The 18,718-nt window shown below is 71.5% G+C and carries 13 protein-coding genes; 9 read left to right on the top strand and 4 right to left on the bottom strand.

Going from position 1 to position 18,718, the window contains the following annotated elements; genetic code table 11:
* Positions 1-5: 5 nt before the first annotated feature.
* Positions 6-1,940, bottom strand: a complete 1,935-nt coding sequence (locus STRVI_RS18475; RefSeq protein WP_014057194.1) for a sulfatase-like hydrolase/transferase — start codon at positions 1,938-1,940, stop codon at positions 6-8.
* 255 nt (positions 1,941-2,195) lie between these two features.
* Here STRVI_RS18475 and STRVI_RS18470 point away from each other — a divergent pair, with 255 nt between their 5' ends.
* Together STRVI_RS18470 and STRVI_RS18465 are read left to right on the top strand one after the other, a co-directional pair.
* On the top strand, positions 2,196-2,567 hold the full coding sequence (locus STRVI_RS18470) for a MerR family transcriptional regulator (RefSeq protein WP_014057193.1): 372 nt from the start codon (positions 2,196-2,198) through the stop codon (positions 2,565-2,567).
* A 105-nt stretch (positions 2,568-2,672) separates the two neighbouring features.
* Positions 2,673-3,188, top strand: coding sequence for a DinB family protein (locus tag STRVI_RS18465; protein WP_014057192.1), 516 nt, complete (start codon positions 2,673-2,675; stop codon positions 3,186-3,188).
* A 37-nt stretch (positions 3,189-3,225) separates the two neighbouring features.
* On the opposite strand, the gene STRVI_RS18460 is transcribed toward STRVI_RS18465, so the two are convergent.
* Both STRVI_RS18460 and STRVI_RS18455 read right to left on the bottom strand, forming a co-directional pair.
* Positions 3,226-3,903, bottom strand: coding sequence for a hypothetical protein (locus STRVI_RS18460; RefSeq protein WP_208949147.1), 678 nt, complete (start codon positions 3,901-3,903; stop codon positions 3,226-3,228).
* A gap of 326 nt (positions 3,904-4,229) precedes the next feature.
* On the bottom strand, positions 4,230-4,988 hold the full coding sequence (locus STRVI_RS18455) for a GntR family transcriptional regulator (RefSeq protein WP_014057190.1): 759 nt from the start codon (positions 4,986-4,988) through the stop codon (positions 4,230-4,232).
* A 138-nt stretch (positions 4,989-5,126) separates the two neighbouring features.
* Here STRVI_RS18455 and manD point away from each other — a divergent pair, with 138 nt between their 5' ends.
* From manD to STRVI_RS18425, 6 genes are all read left to right on the top strand, one after another.
* Positions 5,127-6,344 (top strand): D-mannonate dehydratase ManD, encoded by a 1,218-nt coding sequence (gene manD, locus STRVI_RS18450; RefSeq protein WP_014057189.1) that lies wholly within the window; start codon positions 5,127-5,129, stop codon positions 6,342-6,344.
* Entirely contained in the window at positions 6,341-7,774 is a 1,434-nt protein-coding gene (locus STRVI_RS18445) for a mannitol dehydrogenase family protein (protein WP_014057188.1), read from the top strand. The genes manD and STRVI_RS18445 overlap by 4 nt, the downstream gene beginning before the upstream one ends.
* Positions 7,775-7,807: 33 nt before the next feature.
* A complete protein-coding gene (locus tag STRVI_RS18440) occupies positions 7,808-9,178 on the top strand; it encodes an MFS transporter (protein ID WP_014057187.1) in 1,371 nt (456 codons plus the stop codon).
* A 193-nt stretch (positions 9,179-9,371) separates the two neighbouring features.
* A complete protein-coding gene (locus STRVI_RS18435; protein ID WP_014057186.1) occupies positions 9,372-10,577 on the top strand; it encodes an RNA-guided endonuclease InsQ/TnpB family protein in 1,206 nt (401 codons plus the stop codon).
* Between the two features lie 48 nt (positions 10,578-10,625).
* Positions 10,626-11,048 carry a YchJ family protein gene (locus tag STRVI_RS18430; RefSeq protein WP_043239144.1) on the top strand — a complete coding sequence of 141 codons (423 nt, stop codon included), beginning with the start codon at positions 10,626-10,628 and terminating at the stop codon, positions 11,046-11,048.
* Positions 11,049-11,206: 158 nt separating this feature from the next.
* Positions 11,207-14,713 (top strand): phosphodiester glycosidase family protein, encoded by a 3,507-nt coding sequence (locus tag STRVI_RS18425; RefSeq protein WP_014057184.1) that lies wholly within the window; start codon positions 11,207-11,209, stop codon positions 14,711-14,713.
* Between the two features lie 98 nt (positions 14,714-14,811).
* On the opposite strand, the gene STRVI_RS18420 is transcribed toward STRVI_RS18425, so the two are convergent.
* Positions 14,812-17,148 carry a collagenase gene (locus STRVI_RS18420; protein ID WP_014057183.1) on the bottom strand — a complete coding sequence of 779 codons (2,337 nt, stop codon included), beginning with the start codon at positions 17,146-17,148 and terminating at the stop codon, positions 14,812-14,814.
* 149 nt (positions 17,149-17,297) lie between these two features.
* Here STRVI_RS18420 and STRVI_RS18415 point away from each other — a divergent pair, with 149 nt between their 5' ends.
* Positions 17,298-18,686 carry an aminopeptidase P family protein gene (locus tag STRVI_RS18415; protein WP_014057182.1) on the top strand — a complete coding sequence of 463 codons (1,389 nt, stop codon included), beginning with the start codon at positions 17,298-17,300 and terminating at the stop codon, positions 18,684-18,686.
* Positions 18,687-18,718 lie beyond the last annotated feature (32 nt).

The following is an 18,718-nucleotide window of genomic DNA, read 5'->3' as shown; positions in this document are numbered from 1 at the left end:
GAGGACTATCGCTTCGCCGAAGCCTTCGGTGCGGCTTCGGGCGAGGCTTTCGGTGAGGTCGACGGTGAGGAAGGGGCCGTGGCGCCGCCGGGGTTCGGACCGTAGGCGTCCAGGAAGCGGTCGCGGAAGGAGCTCATCTTCCACACCGGGGCCTTCGCGCCCGGCATCAGGCCGTCCTCCCAGCCCCAGTGGGAGATGCGGTCCAGCACCGCCTTGTCGTGTGCGACGATCGCGACCGGTACGTCCCGGCTGGCGTTGTTGCCGCTGACCCGCGAGAGCGGCTGGTGGTCGCCGAGGAAGACGAGCACAGTGTTCTTGTTGCCGTACTTCAGCACATAGTCGATGAGGCTGTTCACCGAGTACTGGATGGACTTGCCGTACTCGGCCTTCACCTTATTGGGGTCGGTGAACACATCCGCGGGATTCTTGCCCGCCTTCTGGATGGCCTTGTAGACCGAGCCGTCGCCGACCTGGCTCCAGGGGATCGTCTTGGGGATCGGCGCCCAGGGCTGGTGACTGGAGGTCAGGATGATCTCCGACATCAGCGGCTTGTCGCGCTTCTTGCCGTGCTCCAGGTGCTCGAACGCCTTGAGGGTGTACTGGTCGGGCATGGTCGACCAGCTGAACTTCGGGCCCTTGTAGCCGAGGTCGCGGGAGTCGTAGACGTGGTCGAGGCCGTAGAACTTCCCCTCCGGCCAGCCCTTGGTGACTCCCGGCATGATGCCGACCGTCCGCCAGGCGCCGGTGCGCTGGAAGGCGCGGGTGAGGGACATGTGGTCGCCCGCGGTGACGGTGCGGTAGCGGTTCTGGTTGTCGATCCACAGGCCGGTGAGGAAGGTCGAGTGCCCCAGCCAACTACTGCCGCCGTACGTGGCCGAGGTGAGCCAGCCGCTCTTGGAGGCGAACCCGGCCTTGTTCAGCCGCTTGGTGGCGTTCTTGAGGGTCTTGTCCACACCGGGCGCGATGGCCGGGTCCTCGATGGCCGAGCGGCCGTAGCTCTCGATGAAGGTGAACATCATGTCCTTGCCGCGCAGCCCGGTCAGCAGTTGGTCGCCGGGGGTGTCGCCGTAGGTGTCGACGGCGGCCACCTTGGCGAACTCCCGCTCATCATTGAGGGTCTTGCGCACCCGCTCCGCCCGGTCCTGGACGAGCGCGGTGGTGCTCCGGGACGCGAACGGCGCCCCGGCCACCTGCACGCCGAGCGCCGCGCACATGACCCAGACGGTGCCGAGCACCAGGGTGGTACGAGTCGCCACGGCGCTGTTCCGCGCCATGACGTCGCTGATCCGCAGGACGGCGAGCCCCATCAGGACGAGCACCGCGATGGCGAGGACCACGACACCGATCACGGCGGCGGTGGCGGCCGTCTCGCCGAACGCGTCCTTGACGTACGACTGGGCGTCGTCCAGCAGTATCCAGTCGAGCACCACGTTGAACCCACGGCCGAGGAACTCGTTGAAGCCGATGTCGAGCAGGTTCAAGATGGTCAGCGCGCCGAGGACCACCCCGGCGAGCACCGCCACCACCCGCCGGGCCGGCGACGGCAGCATCAGCAGCAGCGTGGCGCCGAACACGGCCTCCACCGGGATGCGCATGAAGGCGCTGGGTTCGATGAGGCTGAGCTGGGTCGGCAGGAGGAGAGCGAGGAACACGAGGGCGAGGGAAAGCCCGGTGGCCGTCCATGCCACCGTCCGTGCCACGGCGGGGTACTTGGCCCGCCAGCCCTTGGGGGCGGCGGCCGTGTTGTGGACGGAGCTCACCTCCTGGTCGGGGACCTCGTCCCGCTCCCCGGTGTCATCCTGCCGCTGGGCGGGGAGATCCGGCGTGGCCTCGGGATCAGCCTGAGGTGGAGGCTCCGGAGTCGGGCCCTGTGTCGGGGCCCGCTCCGTGGTTCCCTTGTCCGTTTCCGACCGCTGATGAGAGCTCGATTGGCGCGACAACCCGAAGGTCCTTCCCTGCGAAGCCCGGTGGTGGCACGGCGGGCCCGGCTCGGGTAGTCGGGCCCGTCGTTATCCGTACGGCGCGCCGCGGGCCTCCGTTCAATCACCTGGCACTTTTCCCGGCGCCTCCCGCCCGCTCGCGAGCGCACCCGCCCCACGATACGCTGCAACCCTCACATGGATGTGAAAGTCAGCCGGATCGGCGGCACGCGGGCAAAGAGACGCGGCACGCAGGCAGAGAGACAGGACGGACACATGCGCATCGGAGAGCTCTCGGAGCGCACCGGCACACCGCGCCGGTTGCTGCGCTACTACGAGGAGCAGAAGCTGATCCTGCCCGACCGCTGTGCGAACGGCTACCGCTCGTACGACGAGCGTCTCGTCGACCGGGTGCTGCAGATCAGGGGGCTGCTCGACGCGGGGCTTCCGACCCGGATCATCAAGCAGATCCTGCCGTGCCTCGACAAGCCCCGCCGCATTCACTTCTCCGACGCCACACCGGAAATGATCGCCACGCTGGAGAACGAGCGCGACCGCATGAGCCAGCGCATCGAGTGCCTGACCCGCAACCGGGACGCGATCTCCGAGTACCTTGACGCCGTGCTCGGCAACAAGACCGCCGGCTGACCCACCCCGGGGGAGCCCATCAACCCCACGGCCCAGATCAGCGTGTTGAGCCACCGCCGATAATCCGGTGCGCCCCACCCACGCACTGGGCTAGCGTCGCCGCTCATGACGACATCACCGCGCATCCGTCCTCCCCGCACCGCCGATGAGCGCGCCCAACTGCTGGGCTGGCTCGATATGCAGCGTGCCGTCATCTCGTGGAAGTGCGAGGGCCTGTCCGAGGCGGACGCCCACCGGTCCTTCCTGCCGACCTCGCCTCAGATGACCCTGGCCGGGCTCGTTTCCCATATGCGCTGGGTGGAACACCTGTGGTTCGAGATCGTCCTCCTCGGCCGCCCGGCCGAGGGCCCCCGGTTCGACGAGGACGTCGAGGATGCCGATATGAGGGTCGAGGGCGTCCCGCTCGCCCAGCTCCTCAAGGACTACGCGCAGCAGTGCGAGGTGTCCAACGAGATCATCGCGGCCCACGCCCTGGACGACACCGGCCGCCACCCGGACTTCAACGCCACCTCCACCAGTCTGCGCTGGATCCTCTTCCACATGATCGAGGAAACCGCCCGCCACGCGGGCCATATGGACACCATCCGGGAACTCGTCGACGGCGAGAAGGGCTACTACTGACGCCCCGCTCCGGTGGGCCGGGTGACGTGCATCGAGATCAACGGAGCGCCCGCCACCTTGCGGTGGATCCCCGGTCGGTGTCGCCGCGCCGCAGGTGCACGTCGATCCAGCGCAGGTCGCTGTAGAGCTGGTCGCCGAGGCTGAGCGAGCCGAACTCGCCCGCCAGCGTCCGGGCCTCTCGCAGGTCGGCCGGCGCTCCGTCGAGGTCGTCGTATCGCCGCAAGTGGGCGCTCATCGGCAGCGTGGCGGCCCGGCCCCAACGGTCGCCGGCCTGCCGGAAGCGGGCCAGGGCCGCCTTCACATGGACACGCATCCGCATCAGCACGCCCGCGTTCCCGGCGATCTCGGCCTGGAACATATGGGCCAGCCCGGACAGCCACACGTCGTCGCCGTCGGCCAGGCGCTGGAAGATCGCGAGCGCGGCCTCCTCCTTCCGCAGGAAGAGCAGGACCGGGCCGAACACGCGGTAGTGGCTCGGCAGCTCCGGATGCGCGAGCAGCCGGTCGGCCAGCTCGCGCATCTCCGTCCGGTCGTCCGCGGCTTCCCCGGCGGTGCCCCCCGACAGGATGTCCGCCCGGTTGAGCAGGTGGGCGGCGCGGACGCAGTCGCGCTCGGGCGTCGGCCCGCCGCCGGTCACCGCCAGCACCTCGCCCAGCCAGTAGGCGGCGTCGGAGTGGCGGCCGCACATCTGCCAGTGGCCGCCTGCCCCAGGCATTCCGTACGATTGCGGCCGCGGGGCCCCCGCCCTCGGCGTTCGCACCCGCCGGGTTCATGCCTGCCGGGTTCATGCCTGCCGCGCTCATGTCTGCCGCGCTCGCCTCCGTCGCGCTGGTGGCCCGGGCGGTCGCCTCCGTCACCGGAACCGAGGCCCTCGGACTCAGCGCGCTCCCGGCCGGGGCACGAGAAGCCGCCGGGCTCCCGGCCGGAGCGCCCCCCGCCGAGGCAGTCGGCCGGTCTGTGAGTCGGCCCGCCTGCCGCCGGAACGCTTCGGTGTTCCGGCGGTTGCGGACAAGGGGACGAACGGGGCACCCCCCGGCCAGGTCAGCCGTCTCCCCGGGAGGCGGTGCGCCGGGCGCTGTCGCGGCGCGGCCTGAGGGGGGCGTCCTCGTCGCTGAAGAGCTCCGGGTGCTTGGCGCGGATCTTCTCCACATCGCTGAAGACCAGCCGCAGATGGGAGCGCAGCGCCCCGTCGGCCCGGTCCAGATCGCCCTCTTCCAGCAGGTCGACCACCTCCCGGTGCTGGCCGATGAGCAGGGACATCTGCTGGGTCATGGGTAGTGACAGCCTGCGGGCTCGGTCCAGTTGGGCCTTGGCCTGGCTGACGACCGGCCAGGCCGAGGCGTGTCCGCTGACGGCCATCAGCCGGGCGTGGAACTCCTCGTCCAGTTGGAAGAAGCCCTGCATATCGGAGTGGCGGTCGGCCTCCTCCTGCGCGGTGAGCAGCACCCGCAGCTCCGCCACATCCCGCGCGGTGGCGTTCTCCACGGCCTCCCGCAGCGCGGCGCACTCCAGCGCCTCCCGGATGAACTGGGCGGAGGCGACATCGCGCTCCCGGATGCGCGAGACGAACGTCCCCATCTGGGGGTAGATGTCGACCAGTCCCTCGTCGGCGAGCAGGATCAGGGACTCGCGGACGGGGGTGCGGCTGACCCCGAGCTCGGCCGCCAGGTCGTTCTCCGAGACGGCGGAGCCGGGCTCCAGCTCCAGGCCGACGATGCGCGAACGCAGCACCTCATGGACCAGTTGCCGGGTGTTGCGCCCCCGGGAGCGTGCCGCGTGCAGTCCTTCCGCCGGTGCCATCCGACCCCTTCCGAACCCTTGACTCGCCTCGCTGACGTACTTGTATGGTAGCCGACCGACAGCCCGGACTCCACCCCCCGGAGCTGCCGGAAGCCCCCCGGAGTCCCCGGGAGCCCGCTCAGTGAGGAGCACATGCGTATGGCCACGATCACGGAGGCCAAGGTCATCGTCACCTCGCCGGGTCGCAATTTCGTGACCCTGAAGGTGACCACCTCCGACGGCGTGACCGGTCTCGGTGACGCGACCCTCAACGGCCGCGAACTCGCGGTCGCCTCCTACCTGGAGGACCACCTCGTACCGCTGCTGATCGGCCGCGACCCCGCCCGTATCGAGGACACCTGGCACTACCTCTACAAGGGGGCCTACTGGCGCCGCGGCCCGGTGACCATGACCGCCATCTCGGCCGTGGACACCGCGCTGTGGGACATCAAGGGCAAGGTCGCGGGCCTTCCCGTGTACGACCTGCTGGGCGGCAAGGCCCGCGAGGGCGCCATGGTCTACGGCCACGCCAGCGGCGGCGACGTGCCCGAGCTGCTGGAGGACGTCGCCCGCTTCCAGGAGATGGGCTACCGCGCGATCCGCGCCCAGGCCGCCGTCCCCGGCTCGCCGGGGACCTACGGCATCCGCCACGGCACGGTCGCCACCGTCTACGAGCCCGCCACCGGCGCGCTGCCCGAGGAACAGCCCTGGTCCACCGAGGCGTATCTGGACTTCGCGCCGCGCTATCTGGAGGCGGTCCGCGAGCGGTTCGGCTTCGACTTCCATCTGCTGCACGACGTCCACCACCGGCTCACCCCCACCGAAGCGGGGCGGCTGGGCCGCAGCCTGGAGCAGGTGCGGCTGTTCTGGATGGAGGACCCCACCCCCGCCGAGCTCCAGGAGTCCTTCCGCCAGATCCGCCGTTCCACCACCACCCCGATCGCGGTCGGCGAGGTCTTCAACTCCATCTGGGACTGCCAGCAGCTCATCACCGAGCGACTCATCGACTACATCCGCGCCTCGGTCGTACACGCCGGCGGCATCACCCATCTGCGGCGGATCTTCCACCTCGCCGAGCTGTACCAGGTGCGCACCGGCTCGCACGGCGCCACCGACCTGTCGCCGGTGAGCATGTCCGCCGCCGTCCACCTCGATGTCACCGTGCCCAACTTCGGCATCCAGGAGTACATGGCGCACGACCCGCTCACCCATGAGGTGTTCCGGCCGGCCTACGAGCTGCGCGACGGCGCGCTGCACCCCTCGGCCGCGCCCGGCCTCGGCATCGAGCTCGACGAGGAGGCGGCCGCCCGCTTCCCGTACGACCCGAAGTACCTTCCGGTGAGCCGCCGTACCGACGGGTCGGTGCACGACTGGTGAGCACCAACCCCACGCGGCGCCTGTCCCTGGCCACCCTGCCCGCCGTCCCCGCCGAGAGCCGCCCGCCGATCGACCCGCGGGCGCTGCGCCCCCGGATCGTGCATCTGGGCATCGGCGCCTTCCACCGCGCCCACCAGGCCCTGTACACACAAACCGCCGAGGCGGCGCACGGCGGCGGCTGGGGCATCGCCGGTGTCACCCAGCGCAGCCGGTCCGTCGTGGACGCGCTGCGCCCGCAGGACGGGCTGTACTCGTTCACCGAGCGGCGCCCCGACGGCCCGGCCACCCGTGTGGTCGGCACGGTGACGGAGGTGCTGCACGCCGCCGACGACGGCGCCCGGCTCGGCGCGCTCCTCGCCTCCGCCGAGGTCACCGTCGTCACCCTCACCGTCACCGAGAAGGGCTACCGGCGCGACGCCGCCACCGGCGGACTCGCCCTGGCGGACCCGCTCGTCCGGGGCGACCTGGAGGGACGGCCCGCACCCGCGAGCGTGGCCGGACAGCTCGCGGCGGGGCTGCGCGCCCGGCTGCGGGCCGGCGGCGCCCCGGTGTCGCTGGTGTCCTGCGACAACATGGCCGACAACGGCGCCGTACTGCGCCGCCTGGTGCGGGAGTTCATCGCCGCGACCGCCTGGGAGGACCGTGACCGTCTGCTGGACTGGATCACCGGCTCGGTCGCCTTCCCCGCCACCGTCGTCGACCGCATCGTCCCCGCCACCACTGACGCCGACCGGCAGACCGCCGCCCGCGCGCTGACCGTGGCCGACCAGGGCGCGGTGACCGGCGAACCGTTCACCCAGTGGGTCCTCCAGGACATCTTCGCCGCCGACCGCCCGCGCTGGGAGGAGGCGGGGGTGCGGTTCGTCGCGGACGTCGCCCCCTACCAGCTCGCCAAGCTCCGGCTGCTCAACGGCGCCCACTCGCTCATCGCCTATCTCGGCCTGGCCGCCGGATGCGAGACCGTCGCCGATGTCCTGGCCACCCCCTGGGGCGAGGAGACCGTACGCGCCTACTGCGCCGAGGCCGCGCAGAGCCTGCCGCCCACCGAGGGGCTGGACCTCCCCGCCTACATCGACAGCCTGGTGGACCGCTTCGCCAACCCCGCGATGGAACACCGCATCCAGCAGATCGCCATGGACGGATCCCAGAAGATCCCCGAACGGTGGCTCGCCCCGCTGCGCGAGCTGCGCGCCGCCGGACGGGACACCCCCCTCCTGGCCACGGCCCTCGCCGCCTGGGCCCGCCGCACCCGGGACCACCCCCTGGACGATCCGCACGCCGAGGAGCTGCGCCGCGCCTGGGACGGCCCGCACCCCGACGCCCCGCGCCGGCTGCTGCGGCTGCTGGGCGCAGGCGACCTCGCGGACGACACCGCCCTCGTCGCGTCCGTACGGGCGGAGCTGGACTCCGGCGCCCGGCCGCCGCGCTGACCGCACGCACCGCCCCTTCAAAGGAGAGCCGCCTTGAAGACGCCCAGAGTCGCCCCCGCCACCGACACACCGCCCCAGGACGAGGCCACGACCGGGCCACCGCGCCCACGCGGCCTGCGGCACAACACCCGCTGGCTGATGGTCTTCCTCTGTTTCCTGGGCATGACCGTCAACTACGTCGACCGCGCCACCATCTCCATCTCCCTGCCCTATATGACCGATGACCTGCACATCGGCCCCGAGTGGCAGGGCGTCATCCTCAGCATGTTCTTCGTGACCTACGCGCTGGGCCAACTGCCCGCCGGGGCGCTGATCGACCGCTACGGCGAGAAGCGCATGTTCGCCATCGGCGGGCTGCTCTGGTCGCTGGTCACCGTCGGCACCGGCTTCGTCCGGGGCATCGGCAGCCTGCTCTTCGCCCGCCTCGCCCTCGGCGCGGGCGAAGCCCCGGCCTACCCCTCGTGCGCCAAGTCCGTCTCCCGCTGGTTCCCGGTCCGCGAACGGGCACTGGCCAACAGCGTCTGGGACAACGGCGCCCGCGCCGGCACCGCCGTCGTCGCCCCGGTGGTGACCGCGCTGATCGCCTGGCAGGGCTGGCGGATGGCGTTCTGGGTCACCGGCGCCGTGGCCCTGCTGTGGGTGGCGCTGTGGCTGAAGGCGTACCGCGAGCCCACGGCGCGCGACGGGCTCAGCGCCGAGGAGCGCGCGTACGTCACCGCGGGCGGCGCCCGGCTCGAGGAGAGCCCCGCCGGGGAGACGGCGCCGCAGGAGCCCGCCGTCCGCTGGCGCGACCTGTTCCGCCACCGCACGGTCTGGGGCATGATGATCGGCTTCTTCTGCCTCAACTACGTCATCTACTTCTTCATCACCTGGTTTCCCAGCTACCTCGTCGACGCCCGCGGCTTCGACCTGCTCAAGCTGGGCTTCTACGGCGCCCTGCCCGGCATCGTCGCCATCGCCGGCAGTCTGCTCGGCGGCTGGACCAGCGACACGCTGCTGCGCCGCGGCTGGTCGGTGACCCGGGCCCGCAAGACCTGTCTGGTGTGCGGCATGCTCTTCTCCTCGGTCATCGCCTTCGCCGTGCTCGTCCCCAGCGCCATGTGGGCCCTGACACTGCTGTCCGTCAGCTACGCGAGCCTTGCCTTCTCCGCCGCCTCGGTGGCCAGCCTGCCCGCCGACGTCGCACCCACCCCGCGCCATGTCGCCTCGCTCGGCGGCATCCAGAACTTCGCCTCCAACCTGGCCGGGGTCCTCGGCTCGACCACCACCGGGCTGCTGCTGGGCTTCTTCCACCACTCCTTCGTCGCACCGCTGATGCTGTCCGGCGCGCTGTGCGTGGTCGGCGCCCTCACCTACGGCCTGGTCATCCAGCGTGTCGAACCGCTGCGGATGTCCGCCGCCTGAGCCCCCTTCACCTGGTTCGTCCGAGAACGCCCCGGCCTTTAGGCCGGGAAGGAATCGGACTCCTGCGAGGCCGGGCAAGGATAGCCGAACCGCCGATGGGGCGATTTCGATCTCTCTCCTCCCGCGCACGGTGGCAGGGCAGGGCGCACAGGCCGAAACCCAACTGTCATAGCTCTCGGCTGGATTGGCGATTGTGACGGCGGCGGCGAAGACAAGCGAGGCCGCTGGGTATGCCCGATGGGCCTACCGGCTTCGTGTATCTGCCAGCGCTCGCGCGGCGCTCGAGGCGGAGTGGGGCCGGTGCCGGTGGGTGTGGAACGAGTGCGTTGCCCGTTCAAAGAAGGCCCACCAGGGCGGGGAGACGTGCGGACCGGCCGCGCTGGACAAGATGCTGACCGAAGCCCGCCGCATCACCCCCTGGCTGAGGGAGGGCTCCTCGGTTCCTCAGCAGCAGGTCATCCGCGACTTCTGCAGGTCCCGCTCGAAGGCGCTGAAGGACATCAAAGACCGGCTCCCCGTGCGCCGGCGGGCGGGGATGCCCGGCTGGAAGAAGCAGCGGGACGCCGCCCCGACGCTGAACTACACCCGGCGCGGCTTCCGGCTGAAAGACGGACGCCTGCATCTCGCGGGCGGCATTGTGGTGACGGTCGTGTGGTCGCGCGAGCTTCCCGCCGGCCCGTCCAGCGTGCGTGTCTACCAGGACAGCCTCGGCCATTGGTACGCGTCGTTCGTCGTTCCCGCTCAGGTCGAGCCGCTTCCCGGAACCGGTCTCGTGCTGGGCGTGGACTGGGGCGTGCGCGAGACCGCCACCACCACCTCCGACGCCCACGACCTCCCCTACGCCGGACACGGTGGAAAGGCCATGGCGAAGCTGGGCCGCTACCAGCGCATGATGGCCCGCCGCCGCGCGTCGAAAGGCAGGCCGCAGTCGAACGGCTACCGCGCCGCCAAGCGGCAGGCGGCCAAGCTGCACAAGAAGATCGCCCGGCAGCGGCAGGACACCGCCCGCAAATGGGCCAAGAAGGTGGTCCGCGACCATGACGCGGTCGCGGTGGAGGACTTCCACCCGAAGTTCCTCGCCAAAACGTCGATGGCGCGCAAGGCGGCCGACGCCGCCATCGGCGCCACCAAGGCGGCCCTGATCGAGATGGGCCGCAAGCACCAGCGGGATATCCGGCTGGTGAACCCTGCGCACACCACCATGGACTGTGCGCGGTGCGGAGCGAGAACCAAGCACGCACTACCTCTCTCGGAACGTACCTACACCTGCACCGCCTGCGGAGCCCTATCCCCCAGGGACAAGAACTCCGCCCACGTGATGCTCGTCCGGGCTGGTCCGAACCCGGCTGGTGCCGAGGGCATAAGACCTCCCGGACCGCCGGTCCGGGAGGCGGCCTGAGCCAGGAATCTCCCGCCTTCAGGCGGGAGAGCAGTCAAAATGGGGATCATGTCCCGACGCACCCGACGCCCGCAGCCGGCCCGCCCCACCCCGGCCTCCTGCCCCTGCGGGCTGCCCGCGGCCTACGACGACTGCTGCGGCCGGCTGCACCGCGGCCAGGCCCGCGCGACCACCGCCGAGACGCTGATGCGCTCGCGCTACAGCGCCTTCGCCGTCGGGGACGAGGCGTATCTGCTGCGCAGCCATCACCCCACCACCCGGCCGCCCGGCGCCGGGCTCGACCCGGGGGTGCGCTGGGTGCGCCTGGAGATCCTGGGCACCACCGAGGGCAGCGCGTTCCACACCACGGGCACCGTCGAGTTCCGCGCCCACTACACCGAGGGCGGCCGCGCGGGCTCGCTCCACGAGAACAGCCGTTTCGTACGGCACGAGGGCGAGTGGGTCTATCTCGACGGTGTGACCGGCGACTGACCCCCTCCACGGGGGCCGGCGTGGTCACGGTCCGCGCCGACTTGGTCATTTGTTTCCCGTGTCGTCGCCGACGCCTTCTGGTGCCCGGTCAACTCCGGGGCGATGCTGGGGCGCTGTGCGTGTGAACCACGCGAGTCCCCTGGCCCCATGGAGTTGCCGTGCCTCCTGTCGCGTTCGCCAGACCTCTGGCGGCCCTGGCCGCGGTGTCCGCCCTTGTGCTGGGCGCCGCCGGCCAGGCCACCGCCGACACCACCCCCGCCCCGGCGCCCGAACCCCTGCCGCGGGTCTCCACGGAGATGCTGCGGCCGGTCGCGCCGCCCGCCGCCAGCGGTGCGACGGGCACCCGGTCCGTGGCCGACGGCGACGGGCTGCAGACCGCCCGCTCCTCGCGGCCGGTCGCCCCGGGGGTGAAGCTGACCTCGTACGACCGGCTGGAGTCGGACAAATGGCTGCGGGTCGACGCGCTGTCGGTGGACCTGGCCGGCGGCACCAAGGTCGACTATCTGCACCCCGACCAGGTCGCCAAGCGGCGGGCTGTCTCCCAACTGGCCGCCGAGCACGACGCCGGGCCGGGGCGCCGCACGGTCGCGGCGATCAACGGTGACTTCTTCGACATCAACCAGACCGGCGCCCCCGAGGGCAATGCCGTCGGCGACGGCCGCCTCGTCAACTCCGCCTCCGCGGCCGGGCCCGCCCAGGCCGTCGGCATCGGCCCGGCCGACGCGGGCCGCGTCCTCCAGCTCTACTTCGACGGCACCCTGACCCTCCCCGACGGCCCCCATCCGCTCGCGGCGCTCAACGCCGCCAACGTCCCGGCCGCCGGGATCGGGGCGTACACCGCCCAATGGGGCGAGGCGGACCGCGCCCAGACCGTGGACGGCGCACGGCGCACCGCCGAGGTCACGGTCGTGGACGGCAAGGTCACCAAGGCGGCCACCGCGCCCGGCAAGGGCCAAATCCCGGCCGGTGCGACCGTGCTGCTCGGCCGGGACGCCGGGGCCGACGAGCTGTCCGCACTGGCCGTCGGCGACGCGGTGTCGATGGAGTACCGGCCGCGCACCGACGACGGCGACCTGCCGCGCACGGCCCTCAGCGGCCGGGAACTGCTGGTCGTGGACGGCAAGCCGGTCGGCCACGACGGCGAGGGCAACAACACCACGGCGCCGCGCACCGCGGTCGGCTTCTCCCGCGACGGCCGCACCATGCAGATCCTCACCGTGGACGGGCGGCAGGCCGACAGCGGCGGGGTCACCCTCACCGAGCTGGGCCTGATGATGAAGGACGCGGGCGCCTACAGCGCGCTCAACCTCGACGGCGGCGGCTCCTCCACGCTCGTCGCCCGCGAGCCCGGCAGCGACACCGCCCGGGTGGAGAACAGCCCGTCCGACGGCGCCGAGCGCACCGTCCCCAACGGCCTGGCCCTGACCGCGCCCGACGGCAGCGGCCGGCTCAAGGGCTTCTGGGTGGACACCGCGATGGACCGCGCGTCCGCGCCCACCGCGGACCCGGTCCGGGGCGGCCACCCCGAGCGGGTCTTCCCCGGGCTCACCCGCCGCCTCACCGCCGCCGGTTACGACGAGACATACGGCCCGGCCGACGGCGCGCCGCAGTGGCGGACGGCTGATTCCCACATCGGCCGGGTCGGCGCCGACGGCACCTTCACCGCCCGCCACGGCGGTGACACCACCGTCACCGCCCGGCGCGGCGCCGCCCACGGCGACATCGGCCTCACCGTCCTGGACCGGCTGGACCGGATCCAGCCCACCAGCCGGCTGGTCGGCCTGGCCGACGCCGAGGCCACCGGACGGTTCGGCATCGTCGGCCTGGACGCGCACGGCACCAGCGCCCCCGTCGAACCGTCCGATGTGCGGCTCTCGTACGACCACGCGCTGTTCGACATCGCCCCGGACCCCCGGACGGGCACCTTCACCGTCAAGGCGCGCCACGACCAGGCCGCGGGGCAGGTCAAGGTCCGCGTCGGCGACGCCACCACCGTGCTCGCCATCACCGTCGGACTGACCGAGCGGCAGGAGGCGTCCTTCGACGACGCCGATCGCTGGACCTTCAGCCAGGCCCGCGCCTCCGGTTCGGCGGAGGCCACGCCCGACGGCCACACCGGCACCGGGCTGAAGCTGGACTACGACTTCACCCAGTCCACGGCCACCCGCGCCGCCTATGTCACCCCGCCCCAGCAGATCGAGGTGGACGGGCAGCCGCAGTCCTTCGGCCTGTGGATCAAGGGCGATGGCAAGGGGGCGTGGCCCACTCTGCACCTCAAGGACGCGGCGGGCTCCGACCAGTTGCTCCGCGGACCGTATGTGACCTGGACCGGATGGCGACATGTCGACTTCGCGGTCCCGGCCGGGGTCGCGTATCCGCTGAAGGTCAACCGCTTCTACCTCGCCGAGACCTCCGCCACCCGCCAGTACACCGGCAGTGTGGTCATCGACGACCTCTCGGCGCGGGTGCCGCCCTCCGTCGCACTGCCCACCGAAAGCGTGCGCCCCGATCCGCTGATCTCCACCGCCGCGCAGGCGCGGGGACGCGACTGGCGGTTCGCGGTGATGTCCGACGCGCAGTTCGTGGCCCGCGATCCGGGCAGCCCGATCGTCGCCCAGGCCCGCCGCACCCTGCGGGAGATCAAGGCGGCCAAGCCCGACTTCCTGGTGATCAACGGGGACCTGGTCGACGAGGGCTCCCCCGCCGATCTGTCCTTCGCCCGCACCGTGCTGAAGGAGGAGCTGGGCGATGAGCTGCCCTGGTACTACGTGCCCGGCAACCATGAGGTGATGGGCGGCTCCATCGACAACTTCACAGGCGAATTCGGGCCCGCCCACCGCGCGTTCGACCACCGGGGCACCCGCTTCCTCACCCTGGACACCTCACGGCTGGGGCTGCGCGCCGGTGGCTTCGACCAGATCAAGGAGTTGCGCGCCCAACTGGACGCGGCCGCGAAGGACCCCGATGTCGGCTCGGTGATGGTGATCGAGCATGTGCCGCCGCGTGACCCCACCCCGCAGCAGGGCAGCCAGCTCGGCGACCGCAAGGAGGCGGCGCTGCTGGAGGGCTGGCTGACCGACTTCCGCCGTACGACGGGCAAGGGCGCGGGCTTCATCGGCAGCCATGTCGGCACCTTCCACGCCTCACGGGTGGACGGCATCCCGTACCTGATCAACGGCAACTCGGGCAAGAACCCCGCCACCCCGCCCAACCAGGGCGGCTTCACCGGCTGGTCGATGGTCGGCGTGGACCACGTCTCGGCCCGGGACCAGGCGGCCGTGCGCCACGCACCGTGGCAGGGCGGCCCGGACTGGGTGTCCGTGCAGACCCGCGCCCATGTGGACGGGCTCACCGTCACCGCCCCGGACGACCTGCGCACGGGGCAGGCCGCCGACATCACGGCGACCGTCTTCCAGGGCGAGGGGATCGATGCCCGCCGAGTGCCGGTCGGCTTCCCGCTGAGCGCGGACTGGACCGGCTCGCCAGGCGTCCACATCGGCGACCCGGACGATGCCGGGCGCCGTGATGTGGCGGCGTACGACCCGGCAGCCGGCAAGCTGACCGCGCTGCGCCCGGGAACGGCCACCCTCGCGGTGCGCGTGAACGGCGCCACCGCACAGGCGCGGTTCACCGTCACCGCGGCGGCCGCGGCGCCCGCGGCCTGAGGGCCGTCCGGCGGCACGATTCCGGCGGTTGGCCCGCCGGGACATCGGCCCGCGCATCCGCACCGGGCAGGTGCGGATGCGCGGTACCGAAAGTCGGGTCACCGCCGCAGCGGTCCCTCGCAACTGAAGTCCGCGGTACCGGAGTTGCCCGTGACGGTGGGCCGGCCGAAGCTGCAGTTCATATCGCTGAAGTCGACGGCGGCGGGCTTGGAACGGTCGAGCAGGTTGGCGTCGACCGCCTCGGACATCTCCGTGAAGACCTTGTTGAGGCTGCCGGGGTCGCTGAGGTTCGCGGTGATCTCGCCGGTGCAGACGAACCGTCCGTGCTCGCCGTCGCCATTGTCCTTGCAGACGGGCTGGTTGCCGGTGGCCCGGGAGAAGGCGCTCTGCGCCCCGGCGGCGTCGGTGAGCGTCAGGTCCTGGTTGGGCACGAACGTGGTGTCCGGTACGTACAGGTCGTCGACGATGGCTATCTGCTGGTCGAGGAAGGTGTTGTACTGCTGCTGGAGGTTGACGTCCGCGCCCTGCTGGTTGCGCCAGTTGTCGAAGGCGGCGGGGTCGTCGGCGCGGATGAACCGGTACATCTCCTGGAGCTTCGCCGGGTGGTCGCGCCACAGGAACTCGAAGAACGTTCCCGCGTAGGAGTAGAAGCGGAAGCCGTCGCCGGAGTAGGTCGCGTGCAGCATCTCGTTGATCGTCATCCGGGGCCTGCCGCCCTGCGTGTCGCTGATGATGTCGCGGACCAGGGACTGGCGTACGCGGATGCCGTCGTCACGGGTCGAGCCGTCGAAGAACTCGGCGCTGCCCTCGTCCATGGCCGTCGTGCGGTCCCCCTCGTACCAGGGGCCCTCGCCGAAGAAGCCGGGGACGGCGAACCGGCCGTTGAGGTAGTGGGTGTACTCGTGCCGGAAGAGCTCTTCCAGGGTGAGGGAGGAGTCCTGGGGCACCCGGCGCTGGTAGGTGTAGAAGGTCGCACCCTGCTCGATGTAGACACCGCCGTTGTCGGTCCCCATGCCGGTGAGCATCGGGTGGTAGACCTCGTAGTCGGAGCGTGAGGCGTACAGCACGATGACCAGGGTGGCGTTCGGGTCGCCGGCGAGCGGCTCCTCGGTGCCGAGCACCCGGTTGAACTGGGCCCTGACCTGCTTGGACGCATAGTAGAGCTGGTCGACGGTGGCGCGGTCGAGGGCGGTGCGGACCTTGATGCCGCCGTTGTCGTAGGAGTACGTGTTCGGGAAGATCCGCTTCTCGATGTCCTCCTTGCACACGCCATAGGGCTTGCACGCCTCGAAGGTGATGAGCCAGGAGACGACCTTGCCCCAGGGTGCGCTGCCCTCGCCGAAGTTCTGGACGGTGACGGGCAGCAGGGCTCCCAGGTCGGTGATGGTCTGCTGCTCGAGGGCGTCGATCTCGCCGAAGCGGCCGTACTCGAGGAGGGCGTCGCGTACCACCCAGGCGTTGGGGGTGTCCTTGAGGTGGGTGTAGTCGGCGAACGCCTTGAAGGCGGCACGGTAGCCGGGGTCGGCGGCGACCGCGGCCTGGAACTCCTTGTCCTGGTTGCCGGAGTAGACGCCCAGGTAGTTCAGCGAGAGCGCGGAGAGGGCGGCGTTGCCCCAGGACTGGTCCTTGTCGGTGGCGGTGTGCTCCGGGTCCATGGTGGCCAGGACCTTCTTGACCAGGCCGAGTTGGTACTGGCGCCCGCCGGGCCCGCTGCAGGCGATCAGGGCCTCGCGCAGGGTGTCGGCGTTGGCCCGGGTGGCGTCGAAGGTGCGGGCCGCGGCGCCGAAGGCGTCGACCGCGCCGCGTACCGCGTTGACGGTGGGTGCGTCGGTGGTGTCGATCTCGTCGTGCGAGAAGTCGTGGTAGGCCACCGCGTGGAGGTACGTGAACATCTCGTACAGGTGGCTGGTGTTCTCGCCGTCGTGGCCGGGGGCGAGTGAGGCGATGCGCCGGGCCACGGTCTGGACGTGTGCGTCGGACATGACGGGGACCAGCCGCGGGTCCCAGTTCCAGACGAGGCCACGCAGACAGCCGTCGGCGGTGACCGCGGGGTCGGCGAGGAAGTCGGCGAGCTGATCGGGGTTCAGCCCGGTGATGCCGTCCAGGGTGCAGGGGGCGACGGCCGGCTTCTTGTCGTGGTGCGGGGTGGCCGGCCCGGACAGCGGGCCGGGGATCCGTCCGTCGGTGGTGACGGAGCGGGGCGCGGGGACCGGAGGCGCGCTCAACTCCGGTGTCGTGTCGAGACGTTGGGCGTGGTCGAAGCGGTTGCCGGCGGGCCGGGGCGGGGGCTTCGGTGCCGCCTTCGGCTGCCACGGCTGGGCGGATGGCGCGAGGTCCCTGGGCGCGGCCGCGGCGGCCTGCCCGAGCGGCATCACGAGCGCGGCGACGAGGGTCGCGGCCAGCAGGAGTCTGCGCGAGGAGCGCGAATGTAACACCTGAACCTCCAAGAGGCGGTGGGGGGTGAGTGGGGGCCCGAGGCAATGGCCTTCACTTCACGAGGTGTGACCTGTAACATAGTAATGTGAAATTGCACTGACAAGGCGTCAGGAAAAGGTCATCCAGATTTCCTTCACCGGAGGTGTCCGTGACCGCGCGTGCCGCCCAACTCCACACCGGCAGCCACGACTTGCCCGTATCGGACGCCCTCGCCCGCTCGATGGCCGACGGCTGGGCCCCCGCCCCGCCCCCCGATGACTCCCGGGTCCCCGGCTTCGAGCAGCTCACCGGCCGCCGGGCCCGGCTCGCCGCCCGCTTCCCCGGCGATCGGCTGCTCATCCCGGCCGGCGAGCTGAAGGTCCGCTCCAACGACTGCGACCACCGCTTCCGCCCGCACAGTGCGTACGCCTGGCTGACCGGGCTGACCGGCGAGGACCAGCCCGGTCACGTACTGGTCCTGGAGCCGGACGGCGAGCCGGTGCTGTACCTGCGGCCGCGGTCACCCCGCGACGAGGGCGGGGAGTTCTACCGGGACCGCAAGTACGGCGAGTTCTGGGTCGGCCGCCGCCCCGACCTGGCCGAGGCCGAGCGGCTGACCGGCGTCCGCTGCGCCCACCTGACCGGCCTCGCCCGCCTCGGCCCCGGCAGGGACGCCTCCCGCGATCCCGCACTCGCCTCCGTACTCAGCGAGTTGCGATTGGTGAAGGACCCATGGGAGGTGGCCCAGCTCCAGCAGGCCGTGGATCACACCACCACCGGCTTCGAGGATGTCGTCCGCGCCCTGCCGTCGGCGCTGCGGCACCCCCGCGGCGAACGCTGGATCGAGGGCGTCTTCCAGCTCCGCGCCCGCGCCGAGGGCAACGGCACCGGCTACGAGACCATCGCCGCCGCCGGCGCCCACGCCTGTGTGCTGCACTGGACCCGCAACGACGGCCCGCTCGACCCGCGACAACTGCTGCTGCTCGACGCGGGCGTGGAGACCGACACGCTGTACACGGCCGACCTCACCCGCACCCTGCCGCTGTCCGGGCGCTTCTCCCCCGTCCAGCGCCGGGTCTACGAGCTGGTGCTCGCCGCGCAGGACGCGGGGATCGCCGCACTCAAACCCGGCGCGAGCTTCCGCGACTTCCACCGGGCCTGTTCCACCGTGCTCGCCGAGGGCCTCGCCGACTGGGGCGTGCTGCGCATCCCCGCCGCACAGGCACTCACCGCCGAGAGCGGCCTCCACCGGCGCTACACCCTGTGCAGCTCCGGCCATATGCTCGGGCTCGACGTCCACGACTGCGCCCGGGCCCGCGCGGAGCAGTACCTGGACGGGGTCATGGAGGAGGGCCAGGTCCTCACTGTCGAACCGGGCCTCTACCTCCAGCCCGACGACACGACCCTGCCCGCCGAACTGCGCGGGATCGGCGTCCGCATCGAGGACGACCTGGTGATCACGGCCGACGGCGCCCGCCTGATGTCAACGGCCCTGCCCCGCACGGCCGATGCGGTGGAGGAGTGGATGGACCGGCTGCTGTCCTCCCCGTCCGGCTGATCCACGGTCGCGCTGCGCTCACGCCCAAGGGG

Origin of the sequence: Streptomyces violaceusniger Tu 4113 (assembly GCF_000147815.2) — a bacterium.
GTDB lineage: Bacteria > Actinomycetota > Actinomycetes > Streptomycetales > Streptomycetaceae > Streptomyces > Streptomyces violaceusniger_A.
This window is presented reverse-complemented; position numbering and strand designations above follow the sequence as displayed.

Coding starts and splice junctions, on each gene's coding strand:
- STRVI_RS18470 (WP_014057193.1), top strand. CDS start 2,196: ATGCGCATCGGAGAGCTCTCGGAGCGCACCGGCACACCGCGCCGGTTG.
- STRVI_RS18465 (WP_014057192.1), top strand. CDS start 2,673: ATGACGACATCACCGCGCATCCGTCCTCCCCGCACCGCCGATGAGCGC.
- STRVI_RS18460 (WP_208949147.1), bottom strand. CDS start 3,903: ATGCCTGGGGCAGGCGGCCACTGGCAGATGTGCGGCCGCCACTCCGAC.
- STRVI_RS18455 (WP_014057190.1), bottom strand. CDS start 4,988: ATGGCACCGGCGGAAGGACTGCACGCGGCACGCTCCCGGGGGCGCAAC.
- manD (WP_014057189.1), top strand. CDS start 5,127: ATGGCCACGATCACGGAGGCCAAGGTCATCGTCACCTCGCCGGGTCGC.
- STRVI_RS18430 (WP_043239144.1), top strand. CDS start 10,626: ATGTCCCGACGCACCCGACGCCCGCAGCCGGCCCGCCCCACCCCGGCC.